The following is a 17,412-nucleotide window of genomic DNA, read 5'->3' as shown; positions in this document are numbered from 1 at the left end:
TCAATGACCCGTCAATGCCCGCGTGAAGGCCGCCGATCCGAAGCGAACTGTCGAGCGGATCGCGGGGATGCTGTTCGAAGGCTGATGCGGGTCACGGCAGCGGCATCGGCCCCTGACCCGCTGCCGCGGGAATGGGCTTCTTCGGCAGAAAGGCCGCCGGGATGTAGGCCGCCACCGCCAGGATCGCGGCGACCACGAACACCGTGGTGTAGGCATGTGACAGGTCGTGCGACACCGTATTTATGAAGTGGGGGCCAAGGGCTCGCCCCGGTATCATCGACGGGTCGGGCGGCACCCCGCGCCGTACCCTTCCGTGCAGACTCTCGAGTCTGTCTAGGGTGGTAATGCTTTCGCTGCGATTGAATTGGCCGGTCAGTATCACCGACATCAACGCGGCGCCCAGCGAGCTGGCAACGTGCTGGTTGACGCTGAGCAATGTCGAGCCGCGCGCGATGTGCGGCGGGGCCAGGGTGCGCACCGCCGCCGCCGATAGTGGCATTATGGTGCACCCCAGGCCCAGGCCAATGATCACCAGCCCCGTCAGCAGTATCGGCAGGTATCCGGCTTGCGTCGCGACACCGTAGCCGAAGGTGCCCATGCCCGCGGCGATCAGCGTGATCCCGGCCAGCACGATTTTGCCCGGGCCATGCCTGTCGACGACCATCCCGGCGATCGGCATGGTCAGCATCGCGCCCAGCCGTTCCGGCATCAGGTGCACCCCTGACTGCGTCGGCGTCTGGTGCAGCAGCTGCTGAAAACAGCTCGGGAGCAGCAGCCCGACGCCGAAAAGCGCCACCACCGTGAACAACAGCGCCGCATTAGCGGCGGTGACTTCGCGATTCTTGAACAGCCGCAAGTCGATCAGCGGGTGATCGGCGCGGTAGAGGGCATGGAAAACAAATCCGCTGATCAACGCCACGCCGACGATCACCGGCATCCACACGTGGCGATCGGCGACCGTCCCGTGGGCCGGGATGGATGACACCCCATAGAGGAACGTCGCCAGGCCAGGCGACAGCAGCAGCATCCCGACGAAGTCGAATGCTTCCGACGGCACCGGGCGATCGCTGCCGAACACGATCCCCGCCAGTATGACGGTGATCACACCGATCGGCAGGTTGATCCGGAAAATCCATGGCCAGCTGTAAGTGTCGATCAGCCAGCCGCCCAGGACCGGGCCGGCGATCGGGCCGACCAGCATCGGGATGCCCAGTACCGCCATCAGGCGGCCGAGGCGCTTCGGACCCGCCTCCCGCGTCAAAATGATGAAGGCCAGCGGCATCAGCATGCCACCACCGAGGCCTTGCACCACCCGGAATGCGATGAGCAGTACGATATTCGGCGCCATCGAGCACAGCAGCGAGCCCACCGTGAACGCGGTGACCGAACCCATGAACAGCCTTTTGGTGCCGAACCGGTCGGCCGCCCAGCCCGCCAGCGGGATCACGGTGACCAACGCGAGGGTGTAGCCCGTCATCGTCCAGGCGACGACGGCATGGGTGGAGCCGAATTCGGCGATGAATGTGCGCTGGGCCACGGCAACGACGGTGGTGTCCACAATCGCCATCATCATGGCCAGCACGCACACACCGGCGATCCGCAGCAGGCGGGCGTCGAGCTTGTCGGGGTAGATCCGGTCTTGCGTCGCGACGTCCCGAGCCGGGACCGCGCCGCTGGGAGCCCCACCGTGCGCGGGGCCGGAGGAGTGTCCGCTGGGTGTGGGTGCTGGCGGTTTCCGGGCCGGGGGATTGACGCCGCGGTGTGCCACGGGTTCGAGGGTAGCGTCGATTAGCTAGCTGACCAAACCTAATGTGCCGTCGGAGTGTGCCATCGGAATGTGCCATCGGAGCAGCCCCGCGGCACGGCTTTCGTCACCCCTTCTGGTCGCAGACCGCGGCCGATGCCCGGACGTTGCCGTCGCCACGGCGAGCGCGCCGACAGCTTAGCTGACCATGGGATTGGGTTGGACACCTGCCGTCTGCGTGTTTGTCACTATTTGTACACCTGCGATCGCCAGACTGCGGGTGTGCCTGGCAAATTGATTGTCTCGGTCTCGGGGATAGGCCAACACACCCTCGCCGACGTCGAGGAGTTCTGCGCGCAGATGGACGCCCGCTCGGTGCCGATGTCGTTGCTAGTGGCGCCGCGGCTCAAGGGCGGGTACGCGCTCGAGCGTGATCCGGGCACCGTCGCGTGGCTGACCGCGCGGCGCGCCCGCGGCGACGCGATCGTGTTGCACGGCTATGACGAGGCGGCCACCAAGAGACTTCGGGGCGAGTTCGCGCTGCTGCCCGCCCACGAGGCAAACTTGCGCCTGATGGCTGCCGACCGGGTGCTCGAGCACCTCGGACTGCGCACCCGGCTGTTTGCGGCACCGGGCTGGGTGGTGTCTCCTGGTACTGTTAAAGCACTGCCGCGCAACGGCTTTCGTCTGTTAGCCGGTTTGCATGGGATCACCGACTTGGTGCGGCACACCACGGTGCGCGCCCGGGTCCTCGGTATCGGAGAAGGCTTCCTCGCGGAGCCCTGGTGGTGCCGGATGCTGGTGCTGTCCGCAGAGCGCGTCGCCCGCCGCGGCGGGATCGTCCGGCTCGCGGTCGCGGCCCGGCACCTGCGCAAGTCCGGGCCATCGCAGGCGATGCTGGATGCGGTGGACCTGGCCTTGATGCACGGTTGCGCAGCCACGGTCTACCGGTGGGAGCCCGACGGGGCGATTCTCGACGCCGCCTGATCCCCGGGTTTACTACCCTGTAGCGCCATGAGCGATTCCGGGGCCGGGTCAGCCGCTGACGTCATCATCGTCGGAGCCGGGCTGGCCGGCTTGGTGGCCGCCTGCGAACTGGTGGACCGCGGCATGCAAGTGCTGATCGTCGACCAGGAGAGCCGCGCCAACCTCGGTGGCCAGGCCTTCTGGTCTTTTGGTGGTCTGTTTTTCGTTGACAGTCCCGAGCAGCGGCGTCTGGGCATCCGCGACACTCACGAACTGGCGCTGCAGGACTGGCTAGGCGCGGCAGGATTCGATCGTCCCGAAGACTACTGGCCCCGCCAATGGGCGCATGCTTACGTCGATTTCGCGGCGGGGGAGAAACGCAGCTGGCTGCGGGCCCGCGGGCTGCAGATTTTCCCGCTGGTGGCCTGGGCCGAGCGTGGCGGCTACGACGCACGCGGGCACGGCAATTCGGTGCCACGCTTCCACATCACCTGGGGCACCGGGCCGGCGCTGGTCGAGATCTTCGCCCGCCGGCTGCGAGGCCGGTCCACGGTGCGCTTCCTGCACCGTCACCAGGTTGACGAGCTCATCGTTGAGAACGGCACGGTGACGGGGGTCCGAGGGACAGTGCTCGAGCCATCGACCGCACCGCGGGGGGTAGAGTCGTCACGAAAAGCAGTGGGGAAATTTGAATTCCGCGCGTCCGCCGTGATCGTTGCCAGCGGCGGGATCGGTGGTAACCACGAGTTGGTGCGGCAGAACTGGCCGCGGCGGATGGGCCGGGTTCCCGAGCAACTGCTGAGCGGGGTACCGGCCCACGTCGACGGCAGGATGATCGGCATCGCCGAGAAGGCCGGTGCCCGGGTGATCAACCGTGACCGGATGTGGCACTACACCGAGGGCATCACCAACTACGACCCGGTTTGGCCGCGCCACGGGATCCGCATTATTCCCGGTCCGTCCTCGCTGTGGCTGGATGCCGAAGGCAGGCGGTTGCCGGCCCCGCTCTACCCCGGTTTCGACACCCTCGGCACGCTGCAGTACATCACCCAATCCGGCTATGACTACACCTGGTTCGTGTTAAACGCCAGGATCGCCGAGAAGGAGTTCGCCCTGTCCGGGCAAGAGCAGAACCCCGATCTGACCGGGCGCAGCGTGCGCGAGTTGCTGCGCTCCCGGGCCGGGCGCGGCGCCCCGGGCCCGGTGCGGGCCTTCCTTGACCGCGGAGCTGACTTCGTTACGGCAAACTCCTTGCGCGAGCTGGTTTCCGCCATGAACAAGCTGCCCGATGTGGCGCCCGTGGACTACGCGACGGTGGAGGCCGAGGTGACCGCGCGCGACCGCGAGGTCGCCAACCGGTTCAGCAAAGACAGTCAGATCATCGCGATCCGGGCCGCTCGCAGCTACCTGGGTGACCGGCTGGGACGGGTGGCGGCGCCCCACCGGTTGACCGACCCGAAGGCGGGGCCGTTGATCGCGGTCAAGCTGCACATTTTGACCCGAAAGACGCTGGGTGGGCTGGAAACCGACCTGGACTCACGGGTGCTCAAGGCCGACGGCACCCCATTGGATGGGCTGTACGCGGCCGGTGAGGTCGCCGGGTTCGGCGGCGGTGGGGTGCACGGCTACCGGTCGCTGGAGGGAACGTTTCTGGGGGGCTGCATTTTTTCCGGCCGCGCCGCGGGGCGCGGCGCCGCCCACGACATCGCCTAAAACGACGGTGCTGCGACCAAACTGGGCGTATCTGGAGTTGGCCTGATGGTTTGTCGGTTCCGGCCGGGGTGGTTCTGGCGATGCGACGATGGTGAGCGAGACGGGGCGTTGAGCAGCTCGCAGGCACCTCGGTTGGGGACGCGCTCACATAACCTCGGTGTAAGCTCGGTGGATGAAATCGTCCCTAGACGCCGACCTGCAGGTTAGCGCCGACAGCCTTCGCGCAGAGGCTGACTATGGCAGATCCCCAGTTCGTCGCCATCGACCTTACCGACGACGAGCGCATGCTGATGGTTCTTGCCCTCAACGAGTACTTCGGGGCCGCGCAACAGGGATGGCCGCTGCTTATCCCACTGCTGGGACTATCTAGCACAGACCTGGATTTTTCATCGAATGTGGAGCTCAGGGGTGTCGCTAACGTGAAAGGTGCACTACCGCAAGGATAATCGGAGTATTCGAGGCACGGTTATCCAGGATGGGAGTGCACCTGTCAGATGCAGGATACTACGGGTTGGTCGAAGAATGTCCGAGTTGAGGTCCGTGGCGACGACGTGGTCGGGCACGCCGGTAACGTGATACCCCGGTTGCTGGCCGACAATCTGGGTTTGACCAGCGGTTTGTCGTCGGTGCTGTCGCGCCCAGAAGTCACCCACGACCGAGGCGCGGTGTTGCGCGATGTGGCGGTATCGATCGCGGGCGGAGCACAGAACCTGGCCGGCACCGCGGTGCTGCGCGATCAGCACCGGTTGTTTGAGGCGGTGGCGTCGGTTCCGACGATGTGGCGGTCCCTGGGCGAGATCGACAAGCAGAGCATCACCGAGGTCACGGCCGTGCGCAACAAGGTCCGCTCTCGGGTGTGGGAGGCGATCGAGGCCCGCCACGGTGCGATCCCGGCTTCGCAGACCTGCTATGGGGACCTCGGGGACACGATCGTGATCCGCATCGACGCCTCGCTGATTCAGTCGCACAGCGATAAGCAGCACGCCGCAGGCAATTTCAAAGGCGGGTTTGGCTTCCACCCGCTGTTGGCGTGGTGTGACAACACCGGCGAACTGCTGGCGGTGATCGCCCGTCCCGGCAACGCCGGCTCGAACACCGCGGCCGATCATATCGCGATCATCGACGCCGCGATCGCGGCGATCCCGGCCACGTGGCGCCGCAAGTTGCTGGTCACCATCGACGGCGCGGGTTCAAGCCACGCCGTCGTCGAACACCTGGAGAAACTCAATGCCCGGCCGGGGATGTCGGTGGGCTACTCGGTCGGATTCGACCTCGATGAGCGGGTCCGGGTCGCGATCGGCCAGATGCCCGATGCGGGATGGCAAGCCGCGCTGGATGCCACCGGGGCGGCCCGCGACGACGCCCAGGTCGCCGAGTTGACCGGGCTGCTGCGCCACAGCACCGGAGGGGATCAGCTGGTCGGCTGGCCGGCCGGCATGCGCGTCCTGGTGCGGCGCGAAGAAATCGAACACGGCACCCAGTTGTCGTTGTTCGAGCAGCTGGCCGGCTACCGCTACCAGGTCCTCGCCACCTCGACTGCCGGTGGACAACCCCAGCGACTAGAAGCCCGCCACCGCGTCCACGCCCGGGTGGAGGGCTTCATCCGCACCGGCAAAGACACCGGCCTGGCCCGCTGGCCCTCACACTCGTTCGCCATCAACACCGCTTGGGTCACCGCCGTCGCGATCGCCATCGACCTGCTGTGCTGGATGCGACTGCTACTGCTGGACGGCCCACTGGCCAAAGCCGAACCCGCCACCCTGCGCTACCGGCTGCTGCACGCCGCGGCCCGGCTGATCAAACGATCCCGCTACCTGATCCTGCGGATCCCCCAAACCTGGCCCTGGGCAAAAGAATTCGCCGACGCCCTCAACAGGGTCCGCGCCATACCCTGACCCACAGGCCCCTGTGCCCGCTCGACCCCAAGAAAGGAGTAACCACCCCCGGGATAAAGGACCCGGCGTCACCGCACGACACGCGGCGCCGCCGCCTACCCCCAACCTCAAAACCTCGACAAAGCTGCCACCTCGCAGACCGCCACAGCAGAACCCGGGCCACCGTGAAATTCTGAGGCAGACGACTTTCGCACGCTTCTCCATCAGCTCATGGACGCGATAGAGGGCCACAAGCCGCTGTCTGAGCTTGACTGGGCGCGTGCATTACTTCTCACCGAGATCTGTTGGGCAAGCCAGGTGCTAGGCGCGGGAATCGATTTCGCGACCAACGTCCGCGACGAGAAGGCGGCACCGCTGCTGCGCTCGATTCAACGCAAGGTCAGCAGTTGCGTGCATGTCCGCCTTCTTCGGGACAATGCACGAGTGACGGTTATCGATTAGCGAGTGCGTCTGCTCGCGCTAAAGGGTGACCGCTTTTTCTTCGGGCAGCACCTGAAAGTCGGTGGTGGTCATCTCGGCAAGCCGGCCATAGTAGATACCCCGGGCCTCGGTCGCGATGATCCCCTGGTGGATGGGCACAGCGTGCGCCGGCGCCACCGTCCGCAGATAGTCGACCGCCTCGGCGATCTTCATCCAGGGGGCCGCGGCCGGAGTGGCCAGCACCTCCACCGGCTCGCCGGGGACGAACAGCGCGTCGCCGGGATGCATCAACCGCGCGGGATGCTCGCCGTCGCCCACCAGATACGAGATATTATCTATCACCGGGATTTCCGGGTGGATGACGGCGTGGCGACCACCGGCCGCGCGGATGGTCAGCTCTCCGACCGCGAGCACGTCGCCGACGTGCACCGCCCGACACGGCTCACCGAGCTGCGCAGCGGTTTGCGGGTCGGCGTACAGCGCGGCGGCGGGGTTGGCCGTCAGCAGCGCGGGCAGTCGGGAGCGGTCGAGGTGGTCGGGGTGTTGGTGAGTGACCAGGATCGCCGACAAGCCGCTGATTCCCTCGAAACCATGTGAAAAGGTCCCGGGGTCAAACAGCACGCGAGTGCGCTCGAATTCGGCAAGCAAACAGGAGTGACCGAAATGCGTCAATTGCATGTCTACGATTGTGCGCCGACCGCGCTCCCCATGGATCGAAAGCCTGTCGTGGCCGGTGGTCACCGGTGCCTACGCCGCGGGCGCGCCGGCGCCGCCGCACCCGGCCGGTATCCGCTGCCGCCTTGGCGCCCGCACGGCGGGGCACCGGTAGAGTCGGCGCTGAGAGCTTAGGAGGACTGCTGTGGCCCGGGTGGTTGTCAACGTGATGCCCAAGGCCGAGATCCTCGACCCCCAGGGCCAGGCGATCATGGGCGCACTCGGAAGGCTCGGGCACACCGGTATCACAAATGTCCGGCAGGGCAAGAGGTTTGAGTTAGAGGTTGATGACACCGTTGACGACTCCACGCTCGCCGAAATCGCGGAGTCGCTGCTGGCTAACACCGTCATCGAGGACTGGACCATCAGCCGGGAGACGCGGTGACGGCCCGGATCGGTGTCATCACCTTTCCGGGGACGCTCGATGACGTGGACGCCGCGCGCGCGGCGCGTTTTGTCGGCGCCGAAGCGGTCGGCCTGTGGCACGCCGACGCCGATCTGAAGGGTGTCGACGCGGTGGTGGTGCCCGGCGGGTTTTCCTACGGCGACTACCTGCGGGCCGGCGCGATCGCCAGATTCGCCCCGGTGATGGGCGAAGTGCTCGATGCCGCCCGTCGCGGCATGCCGGTACTGGGAATTTGCAACGGTTTTCAGGTGCTCTGCGAGGCCGGCTTGCTGCCCGGGGCACTTACCCGAAACGTTGGGCTGCACTTCATCTGCCGAGACGTGTGGCTGAAAGTGGTGTCGACGGCGACGGCGTGGACCTCGCGCCTGCGGGCGGAGACCGATTTGCTGGTGCCGCTGAAGTCGGGCGAGGGCCGGTACGTGGCTCCCGAGAAGGTGCTCGACGAGCTGGAAGGCGAAGGCCGCGTGGTGTTTCGCTACCTCGACAACCCCAACGGCTCGCTGCGCGATATCGCCGGCATCAGCTCGGCCAACGGACGCGTCGTGGGGCTGATGCCCCATCCCGAGCACGCTATCCACACCCTCACCGGTCCGTCCGACGACGGACTCGGCGTGTTTTATTCGGTGCTGGATTCCGTTCTGGCTGCATGAATTGGATCGCACGAGCTGCAACCGGGCGAACTCGATCAGGAAACGATCCCCTCCTAGCCGGGCAAACGGACAGGCGCACTATGGCCGCCCCGGTGCATTCCTGGCGGGCCGTGTAATCGGTGGTGGCCACGATCGCCGCAAGGCCGGCAGCCGCGGCAGCTCGCAATCGCAGCTGCGAATCTCGCTGCACTAGCGCATTTTCCGCCCACACATCACCTCGCCCCCGGTGGTAGCCACCGCGATCCGGATTTCATGGTCGATGACCCGGCTCGCTCGGTGTCGACGAGGGTGCCTGCCACCTCGACGATGACAGCCGACGGCCTTGGGCTCGTGACTCAGGCCGCCCGGCGGTTCAAGGAGCATGACGGCATCGGTGGGTCTGCGGCGTTACGGCGGCTATCGGGCGCCATACAGCAAATGGTGCAGCAGGATCATCTGGGTAATCGCCAACGGCGTGCTGCGCCGGCCCGGGCTGACCATTCCGAGACATTCGGGTGCCGCCCGACGGGGCTCTCCCAGCGCCTCCCAGGCCATTTTCTCCGCGGCCGCGTTTTCCTCCGCCGTGGAGTAGCCGTGAATGTGCAGCGTGTCAACGGGCCGGCCGTCGGTGTCGCGAGCCAGCCGTAGGTGAATGGTCCGGGCAACGTCAGGCTGGAGGACCTCGGTGAGGTCGGGCTGGCGGATCGTCGGGCGCAGCACCAACTCGGCGGATAGGGGAGTGTCGGGTGGGTCGTCGCGTGTGACGATCGGGGCGAACCGGACGACGATGTCGGCATGGGCTCGTTGAGGGCGGATGAACCTCGTGGATTCGGCTTCGGCAGACGCGATTTCCGCCGCTACCTGTTCTCTGGTGTAGCCGCGGGTCAGGGTGTCGCGTTGTATTTTCCAAGCGCGCCTGATGTATTCGGGCGGATCAAGGAACACGGTCACGTCAAAGCAGGCCCGGGTAAGCTTGCTGTACAGCGGCAGCAGGCCGTGGACAATGATGACGTCTTTCGGCTCAACGAGTTCTGGGGGTACGCGCCGGCCGGTGGAGTGATCGTAGACAGGCTTGAGGATCGGTTGACCGGTGGCCAGCAGCTGCAGGTGTTGTTCGAGGATCTCGATGTAGTTGCAGTCCGGGTGCAGCGGCGTGAACGGCTTGTTGCGCCGCTCCGCCCGGTCGAACCGGTGGTAGTCGTCGGCTGATACCGAGACGCAGCGCTCCGGTCCGAGTGCCTCGACCAATCCCGCAGTGGTGGTGGTTTTGCCTGCGGCGCTGTCGCCGGCGACCGCGAGCATCACGGGCCGACGGCCAGTGCCGGCACGGCGAATCCGGAAAGTCTTGTCCGGCAATGGGATAAATCACCCCCAGCTAGCGGGGAGACCGAGCACGGCGCAGGCTGCGTTGGCGATCGCGATCGGTTTTAACCCCAGATGCGCGGCCACCTGCGAACCCACGCCGCTTTCGCCGAACCGGTTCACGCCGATGACCGTGTCGCGATCGCTGCCGATCGCGCGCCATCCGGTCGGCACCCCGGCTTCTGCCCACACCACCGGGGCATCCCCCCACACGTGGCGTTCACGGGAGAACACCTCCTGCAGTTTTTCTCGCCACATGACCGAGACGACCTTGCTGTGCACGCCCCGAGTGGCCAGCAGGTCCGCCGCCTCCAGCGCCAGCGACACCTCCGATCCGCTGGCCGCCAGCACAACGTCTGCCTCCTGCGTGTCTTCGCCCACGACACGAAAACCGTGGTGGCGTATCTGATCGATCCCGGCACCTCCTAGCGCCGGAACATTCTGCCTAGTCAATATCAGCGCGGTCGGACCGGATGTGTTGGTGACGGCGATCTCCCAGGCCAATGCGGTCTCGGCAGCGTCCGCCGGGCGCAACACGGTCAATCCCGGTATGAGACGCAGTGCTTCGATGTGTTCGATCGGCTGGTGCGTGGGGCCGTCCTCCCCGACGTAGACGGAGTCGTGGGTGAAGACGTAAATGACCGGTTGGCGCATCAGCGCCGAGAGCCGCAGCGCCGGGCGCAGATAGTCGGCAAAGACCAGAAAAGTGCCGCCGAACGGGCGCAGGCCGCCGTGCAACGCTATGCCGTTCATGATCGCGGCCATCGCGTGTTCGCGGACGCCGAAATGGATGATGCGCCCGGAATAGTCATCGGCGCTCACATCGCCGCCTGGGATCGCGGTGCTAGTCGACGATGCCAGGTCGGCCGACCCACCGATCAGGGCAGGGTATATCGGTGCCAGTGCCCGCAATGCCGCGCCCGATGCCTGCCGCGTCGCGACCCGACCACCCGCGGGCGCATCGATGAGCGGGGCCAATCCCGTGGTGTGTGGTGGCGCGGGCGCGCGATCAAGCGGGAAGTCGGCGGCAAGCCGGGAATGCGTTGCGCTCCACCGCTCATAGCGCAGCTGCCATCGGTTCCGCGCCGCCGCGCCTTCGGCCGCCAGCGCGGCCGTCGCCGATCGCACCGCCTCGGGCACCTGGAACGGCTCGTGCGGCCAGCCGAAACGGTCGCGCATCGCCGCGATGGTCTCGGTCCCCAGCGGGGCGCCATGCGCCTTCGGCGTACCTTCGACACCGGCGGCGCCGTAGCCGATGGTGGTGCGCAGCCGGATGAATGTGGGAGCCGATTCGACCTCGCGGGCCGCGGCCAGTGCCTCGTCGATGGCCGCGATGTCGTTACCGTCATCGACTGACAGGGTGTGCCACCCGTAGGCGGCGAATCGCCTGATCGCGTCGTCGCGGCAGGAGCGCTCCGCCGGACCGTCGATGGTGACGTTGTTGTCGTCGAAGATGACGGTCAGTCGGCCCAGCCCGAGACGCCCGGCCAGCGAGGCTGCTTCATGGCTGATCCCCTCCATCAGGTCGCCGTCGCTGGCGAGCACCCAGGTGCGGTGATCGATGATCGGGGGGTCTTCGGTGTTCTCGGTGTTGCAGCGCGCCGCCAACATGCGTTCGGCCAGCGCCATCCCGACCGCGTTCGCCAGGCCCTGACCCAGGGGTCCGGTCGTCGTCTCCACGCCCGGTGTGCGGCCGTATTCGGGATGGCCCGGGGTGCGCGAGCCAAGCTGGCGGAATTGACGCAAGTCATCCAGGGAGAGGTCGTAGCCGAACACGTGCAACAGCGCGTAGAGCAGCGCCGAGCCGTGTCCCGCCGACAGCACGAACCGGTCGCGGTCGGGCCAGCGCGGGTCGGCGGGGTCGTGGCGCAGGTGCCGCGACCACAGCACCCACGCGGCGGGCGCGGTGCCCAACGGCAGCCCGGGATGCCCACTGTTGGCCGCCTGGACCATGTCGGCGGCAAGGAACCGCAGCGTGGCGATGGCCAACCGGTCGACCGTGTCGGTCAAGACCCCGACCCCGCGGCGGGTGGCCGTGCCGGCGGGGATGCTCATCGCCGCCCCATCTCCACGGCGGCCGCGTCACGCAACGCCGCCACCCGCTGACTCATTGTGCCCGGGCCGCTAAACAGCGCCGACCCCGCACAGAACACGTCCGCACCGCAGCGTGCGGCGGCGCCAATCGTGGCGCCGGCAATGCCGCCGTCGACTTCGAGTTCGATTTCCAAACCGCGACGGTCGATTTCGGCTCGAGCTGCGGCGATCTTGGGTTCCATTCCGGAAAGATATTGTTGGCCGCCAAAGCCTGGATTGACGGTCATCACCAGCAGCAGGTCGACCAAGTCGAGGACGTGTGCGACGGCTTCCAGGGGTGTGGCCGGGTTCAGCGCGACCCCGGGTCGCGCGCCGAGATCGCGGATGGCGGAAAGCGTGCGATGCAGGTGCCGTGTGGCCTCGGCATGCACGATGACGATTTCACAACCGGATTCGACCCACCGCGGCAGCATGGGATCGGGATCCTCGACCATCAAGTGCGCCTCGAAACCCAGCGTGACGTGTCCGCGATTGGCAGCGATGACGTCGGGCCCGAACGTCAGGTTCGGCACGAAGCGGCCGTCCATCACGTCCCACTGAATCCGGTCCACACCGGACTTCTCCAGCAGCGTGACTTGCTGGCCGAGTTCCGAAAAGTCCGCCGGCAGCACTGAGGCGACCAGCGTCGGCGCGCGGTTATGCACTCAAACCCTCCTCGTGGTTACTGCGATCCTAGGGAGCAGATCCGTGCGTACGTTCCCCCGTTGCGGGGGATTGACCGGGGTAGATGCTGCGCTGACCGCGAAAGGCGGATGACATCGCAGTTTGCCGCCTTTATCGTGTGGCCATGGCGGCGGATATCACGAGACCTATCCGGCTGGTGTTAGTCGATGACCACGAGATGGTCGTCGAGGGCCTCAAGGCGATGCTGGCCGGCTTTCAGGACCGGGTACGCGTCGTCGGGCATGCGGTGGATTTTGACCGTGCTCTCAAGGTCATCGAAAGCCTCGACCCCGACGTGGTGCTGTGCGATGTGCGGATGCGGGACGCCAGCGGCCTGGACCTCTGCTTTGCGCTGCACCAACGTGACCCGCAGCGCAAGGTTGTGATGCTCTCGGTATACGATGACGAGCAGTATTTGTTCCAGGCTTTGCGCGTCGGCGCGTCGGGCTATCTGCTCAAAAGCATCGGCAGCGAGGATCTGGTCCGGCAACTGGAATTGGTCCGCGCCGGGCAGACGGCGATCGACCCTGGGATGGCGGCACGATCGGTTGACACCGCGGCGCGGCTGCGGCGCGGCGAGTTCTGGCCCGGCGCCCGCCAAGGTTTGACGCAGCGGGAAAGCGAGATCCTGTCGTACGTGGTGACCGGCCTATCCAATCGCGGTATCGCCAAAAAGCTGGTCATCGGCGACGAAACGGTCAAAAGCCACCTGCGGTCGATCTACCGCAAGCTTGGGGTGACCGACCGTACCAGCGCGGTGGCCGTTGCACTGCGAGAGGGCATCTATCAATGACCGGGTGCCAATGACCGAGCCGGCACCGGTGACGCCGACTGCCGCCGCGCCGGCGCCTAAGCCACCCAGCTATAGCCGCAATGCGGTGCGTGATCTTGTCGGCACCGAACGTGAGCTGGCGTTGCTGCGCGAGCTGATCCATGCGGCTTCCAGCGGGCCGGGAGTCGAGTCGCTGGCCGCGGCCACGGCGCGGATCATCACCGAAGCCACCGGAGCCGATGTGTGCTTCGTGCATGTGCTCGACGACACCGACCGCTCACTTACGCTGGCCGGCGCCCAGCCACCGATTGCCGGTCAGGTGGGAAAGATCCAGCTACCGTTGGGATGTGGCGTTTCGGGCTGGGTGGCCAGCCGACGCGAGCCGATCGTGATCAACGATGACCCGCGCTCTGACCCACGCTTTTTGCCGATCGAATCCCCGCCGGGACCGGGTTACCTATCGATGATATCGGTGCCGATGGAAACCGACCCGGGCGGATTGGTCGGCGTGCTCAGTGTGTACACGATTCGCCGACGCGAGTTCACGCCGGGAGACGTCGAGTTGCTGCTGGTGATCGGCCGGCTGATCGCCGGGGCATTGCACCAGGCGCGGCTGCATCGTCGGTTGGTGGCCCGCGAACGCGCCCATGAGAACTTCGTCGAGCGGGTGATCGAGGCTCAAGAGTTCGAGCGCCGCCGGCTGGCGGCCGATATTCACGACGGCATCTCGCAACGGCTGGTCACGTTGTCATACCGGCTCGACGCCGCGGCACGAGCCATGCGTGACGATCTGGCCGGGGCATCCGAGCAACTCGACGCGGCACGTGAACTCGTCAACCTGACGTTGCAGGAAGCCCGGGCGGCGATCGGCGGCCTGCGACCGCCGGTTCTCGACGATCTTGGCCTGGCCGGTGGATTGGCCAGCCTGGCACGCTCGATTCCACTGAGCGACCTGCAGGTGGACCTGGTCGATACCCGCCTGCCCGAGCACATCGAGATCGCGCTGTACCGCATCGCCCAGGAATGCCTGCAGAATGTGGTCAAACACGCCAACGCGACGACGGCACGGCTGCGCTTCAGCGTGACCAATGACACCGCGCGACTCGAAGTCACCGACGACGGAATCGGCTTCAACGCCCTAGAGCATCCGTTGGGCAATGACGACAGGGGTGGCTATGGTTTGCTGTCGATGGCTGAGCGCGCTGAGCTCGCTGGGGGCCGCCTTTATATCCGGTCGCGTGTCGGTTCCGGCACGACCGTCACCGCGACCATCCCGCTGATAACACGCTTCCGCTAGCCACCGGCCGCCCAGTGCGCCCGCGAAGCCTCAACCGGTGCGCAGGAGCGCCGCTTGTGTTCCATTTCCGCAAGTGCGCGCCGCAGGGCGCACGCTTCGTCGGTTCCGACACGCTCGACGAAGTGGACGATGGCCGCTGCCCGGTTTTCGGAATCATCGACGGCTTGCAGCGCATCCAGCATCAGCTCGGCGACCAGATCCCCACGGCTACGCGCAGCTGCGTAGCGGTAGGCCCGTGCGCTGCGATACTGCACGACAAGGTGTTTGGCCGTCAAACGCCGCAACACCGTCGTGATGGTGGTGTAGGCCAAAGAGCGGCCCGGCAGCCCTGCTTGCACCTGGCGGACCGTTTGGGGTTCGGAAGCCGACCACAGCCGCTCCATTACCGCGCGCTCCAGGTTCCCCTGCAACGCCCATTTGGCCATGCCTGGCTCACCTCCTGACCCGCTGCCCGGCACGGCTCGCCGATCGCCCATTGCCCCGCGCCGGTGTTGTGTGACGCTATCGTCGGCCTGGGCTTGCGGCTTCACTCAGGTGGGGGAGACCAAGGGTTATTATCAACCGTTTAGTTTAGAAAATCCAGGTAAGTGTTAATAGACATCTTGATAATTACATGGCAGCATTCCTGGTATGAGCACAGGATGCAACGGGGCTTTGATTCCCCCTGCCGAGAGCGGACACCGCATGCCCGATGACCTCTGTGGGGATGCAAAAGACTTGTGCACCTTGACAATGCGCCCGCTCGTGCGCGAGGGGCACCACCGATGACGGCGATGTATTCAACCACCGAGGCGCCCCGCCGGTCATTTCGTCTCGGTGGTGCGTCGGCGTCGGGGCCCCAGTTGGGACCGGAGACGGACGCGCCGGAGATCGCGACCCTGCCGGCGGAGGCCGTGGTGGATCTCGCGGAGGCGCGCAGGGAGTCCGGCGTCGATGAGGTGTTGGCCAAGCTTGACAGTGAGCTCGTCGGACTGGTCCCGGTGAAAACCCGGATCGCCGAGATCGCAGCGCTGCTGCTCGTCGACCGGATGCGTGCCCGCTACGGCATCACCGCGCCGCAGCCCACGCTGCACATGTGCTTTACCGGCAACCCGGGCACCGGCAAGACGACGGTCGGCGTGCGGATGGGCGAACTGCTGCACCGGCTGGGGTATCTGCGACGGGGCCATTTGGTCAGCGTCACCCGCGACGACTTGGTCGGCGAGTACATCGGCCACACTGCGCCTAAGACCAAAGAGGTGATCAAGCGCGCAATGGGTGGGGTGCTGTTCATCGATGAGGCGTATTACCTCTACAAAGTCGAGAACGAACGCGATTACGGGTCGGAAGCGATCGAGATCCTGCTGCAGGTCATGGAGAACAACCGCGACGACCTGGTTGTCATCCTGGCCGGATACGCCGACAAAATGGACAAGTTTTTTTCAGCGAACCCCGGCATGCAAAGCCGCATTGCGCACCACATCACGTTCCCGGATTACACCGTCGATGAGCTCGAGCAGATCGCGAAGCTGATGACCAGCCAAATCGGTTACTCGTTGTCGGCCGATGCGCAGGAAGTGCTGCGTCGCTACCTGCGCCGGCGAATCCAGCAGCCCTGGTTCGCCAACGCGCGCAGCGTGCGCAACGCCATCGAGCGGGCCCGGCTGCGTCACGCGCGGCGGCTGTTGACCGGGCCGAGCACCCGGGTGGACTTGGCGGCGCTGACCACAATCGAAGCGCCGGACTTGCTGGCCAGCAGGGTGTTCGACGACAACCAGGCCACGGTGGCCGCGAGGTGAGCACCAACGCCCGGCTGCGTGCGCTGGTGGAATTGGCCGAGACGGGATCGGTGCGCGGGGCCGCGCAGCGCCTCGTGGTCACGGAGTCGGCGATCTCCTCGGCGGTCGGTGCGCTCAGCGCCGAGGTCGGGGTGCCGCTGGTGGACCGCAACGGCCGCGGTGTGCGGCTCACCCCCGCCGGGCAGCGCTACGTGGAGTACGCGCGTCAAATTCTCGGCCTGCACCACGAGGCGGTTCTGGCGGCCCGGGGCGAAGCCGATCCCGAGCACGGATCCATCCGGTTGGCCGCGGTCACCACCGCCGGAGAGCTGTTGATCCCGGCGTTGCTGGCCTCGTTTGCCACCGAACACCCCGACGTGGCCTACAAACTGGAAGTCGGATCGCGCACCGCGCTGTGGCCGATGCTCGCCCGCCACGAGGTCGACGTCGTCGTGGCCGGGCGCCCCCCGGCCGACCTGCGCCAGATCAAGGTCCAAGCGGTCAGCCCCAACACCCTCGTGGTGGTCGGACCGCGCAAGATGGCCCGGGACTTCACGCCAGCCACGTCGACATGGCTGCTGCGTGAACAAGGCTCCGGAACCCGGGCCACAACCGAGATGTTGCTGCAGGAACTGGAAATCTCGCCGCCGCAAATGGTGCTCGGGTCACACGGGGCGGTGGTGGCCGCGGCGGTAGCAGGGCTGGGTGTGACATTGGTCCACCGGCAAGCGGTACGAAAGGAGTTGGACGCCGGGGTTCTGGTCGAGTTGCCCGTCGCCGGCACCCCGTTGGATCGACCGTGGCACATCGTCACCCAGTCACCATGTACCGGGCCAACCGAATTACTGGTCCAGCACTTGCTTGCGCATCGCGAGCTCGGCTGGCTCCCCGTGCGCTGAGTCACCCCGAAGACCACCCAGGATGGGGATGGCGCCGGATAGCCTCTGCGGCTAGGTCTGCAGATATCTCGGACATCTCGA

General features: G+C 66.3%; 16 protein-coding genes. 10 read left to right on the top strand and 6 right to left on the bottom strand.

What is annotated here, in order from left to right; all coding sequences use genetic code 11:
* Nucleotides 1-91: 91 nt before the first annotated feature.
* On the bottom strand, nt 92-1,633 hold the full coding sequence (locus tag MSM1_RS04420) for a DHA2 family efflux MFS transporter permease subunit (protein WP_374101690.1): 1,542 nt from the start codon (nt 1,631-1,633) through the stop codon (nt 92-94).
* A gap of 393 nt (nt 1,634-2,026) precedes the next feature.
* On the opposite strand from MSM1_RS04420, the gene MSM1_RS04415 reads away from it, so the two are divergent.
* From MSM1_RS04415 to MSM1_RS04400, 4 genes are all read left to right on the top strand, one after another.
* Complete coding sequence (locus MSM1_RS04415) at nt 2,027-2,731, top strand: DUF2334 domain-containing protein (RefSeq protein WP_213440369.1); 705 nt, start codon at nt 2,027-2,029, stop codon at nt 2,729-2,731.
* A gap of 27 nt (nt 2,732-2,758) precedes the next feature.
* Nucleotides 2,759-4,423 (top strand): FAD-binding dehydrogenase, encoded by a 1,665-nt coding sequence (locus tag MSM1_RS04410; protein WP_213440367.1) that lies wholly within the window; start codon nt 2,759-2,761, stop codon nt 4,421-4,423.
* Between the two features lie 494 nt (nt 4,424-4,917).
* Nucleotides 4,918-6,318, top strand: a complete 1,401-nt coding sequence (locus tag MSM1_RS04405) for an IS1380 family transposase (protein WP_213439993.1) — start codon at nt 4,918-4,920, stop codon at nt 6,316-6,318.
* Nucleotides 6,319-6,528: 210 nt separating this feature from the next.
* Entirely contained in the window at nt 6,529-6,759 is a 231-nt protein-coding gene (locus MSM1_RS04400; RefSeq protein ID WP_213440365.1) for a hypothetical protein, read from the top strand.
* Nucleotides 6,760-6,777: 18 nt separating this feature from the next.
* On the opposite strand, the gene MSM1_RS04395 is transcribed toward MSM1_RS04400, so the two are convergent.
* Nucleotides 6,778-7,416, bottom strand: coding sequence for an MBL fold metallo-hydrolase (locus MSM1_RS04395; RefSeq protein ID WP_213440363.1), 639 nt, complete (start codon nt 7,414-7,416; stop codon nt 6,778-6,780).
* Nucleotides 7,417-7,597: 181 nt separating this feature from the next.
* On the opposite strand from MSM1_RS04395, the gene purS reads away from it, so the two are divergent.
* Both purS and purQ read left to right on the top strand, forming a co-directional pair.
* A complete protein-coding gene (gene purS / locus MSM1_RS04390; RefSeq protein WP_213440362.1) occupies nt 7,598-7,837 on the top strand; it encodes a phosphoribosylformylglycinamidine synthase subunit PurS in 240 nt (79 codons plus the stop codon).
* Complete coding sequence (purQ, locus tag MSM1_RS04385; RefSeq protein WP_213440361.1) at nt 7,834-8,508, top strand: phosphoribosylformylglycinamidine synthase subunit PurQ; 675 nt, start codon at nt 7,834-7,836, stop codon at nt 8,506-8,508. Before purS ends, purQ begins: the two co-directional genes overlap by 4 nt.
* A 396-nt stretch (nt 8,509-8,904) precedes the next feature.
* On the opposite strand, the gene MSM1_RS04380 is transcribed toward purQ, so the two are convergent.
* Genes MSM1_RS04380 through rpe form a run of 3 tightly spaced genes read right to left on the bottom strand, consistent with a single transcriptional unit; the run spans nt 8,905 to nt 12,587 of the window.
* A complete protein-coding gene (locus MSM1_RS04380) occupies nt 8,905-9,792 on the bottom strand; it encodes a phosphoribulokinase (RefSeq protein WP_213440359.1) in 888 nt (295 codons plus the stop codon).
* Between the two features lie 60 nt (nt 9,793-9,852).
* Nucleotides 9,853-11,904, bottom strand: coding sequence for a transketolase (tkt, locus tag MSM1_RS04375; protein WP_213440358.1), 2,052 nt, complete (start codon nt 11,902-11,904; stop codon nt 9,853-9,855).
* Entirely contained in the window at nt 11,901-12,587 is a 687-nt protein-coding gene (gene rpe, locus MSM1_RS04370; protein WP_213440356.1) for a ribulose-phosphate 3-epimerase, read from the bottom strand. The genes tkt and rpe overlap by 4 nt, the downstream gene beginning before the upstream one ends.
* A 143-nt stretch (nt 12,588-12,730) precedes the next feature.
* Here rpe and MSM1_RS04365 point away from each other — a divergent pair, with 143 nt between their 5' ends.
* Entirely contained in the window at nt 12,731-13,399 is a 669-nt protein-coding gene (locus MSM1_RS04365) for a response regulator transcription factor (RefSeq protein ID WP_213440355.1), read from the top strand.
* Nucleotides 13,400-13,409: 10 nt separating this feature from the next.
* A complete protein-coding gene (locus MSM1_RS04360) occupies nt 13,410-14,675 on the top strand; it encodes a GAF domain-containing sensor histidine kinase (protein WP_213441409.1) in 1,266 nt (421 codons plus the stop codon).
* On the opposite strand, the gene MSM1_RS04355 is transcribed toward MSM1_RS04360, so the two are convergent.
* Entirely contained in the window at nt 14,672-15,100 is a 429-nt protein-coding gene (locus MSM1_RS04355; protein ID WP_213440353.1) for a BlaI/MecI/CopY family transcriptional regulator, read from the bottom strand. The two genes, MSM1_RS04360 and MSM1_RS04355, sit on opposite strands and share 4 nt — an antisense overlap.
* 348 nt (nt 15,101-15,448) lie before the next feature.
* Between MSM1_RS04355 and cbbX the strand changes: the two genes are divergently transcribed.
* Both cbbX and MSM1_RS04345 read left to right on the top strand, forming a co-directional pair.
* Nucleotides 15,449-16,453 (top strand): CbbX protein, encoded by a 1,005-nt coding sequence (gene cbbX / locus MSM1_RS04350; protein WP_213440351.1) that lies wholly within the window; start codon nt 15,449-15,451, stop codon nt 16,451-16,453.
* Nucleotides 16,450-17,331, top strand: coding sequence for a LysR family transcriptional regulator (locus tag MSM1_RS04345; RefSeq protein WP_213440350.1), 882 nt, complete (start codon nt 16,450-16,452; stop codon nt 17,329-17,331). Before cbbX ends, MSM1_RS04345 begins: the two co-directional genes overlap by 4 nt.
* Nucleotides 17,332-17,412 lie beyond the last annotated feature (81 nt).

Origin of the sequence: Mycobacterium sp. SM1, from assembly GCF_018361265.1 — a bacterium.
In the GTDB taxonomy this organism is placed as follows: Bacteria; Actinomycetota; Actinomycetes; order Mycobacteriales; family Mycobacteriaceae; genus Mycobacterium.
The sequence above is the reverse complement of the archived record's forward strand: the minus strand, read 5'-3'. Positions and strand labels throughout refer to the sequence as shown.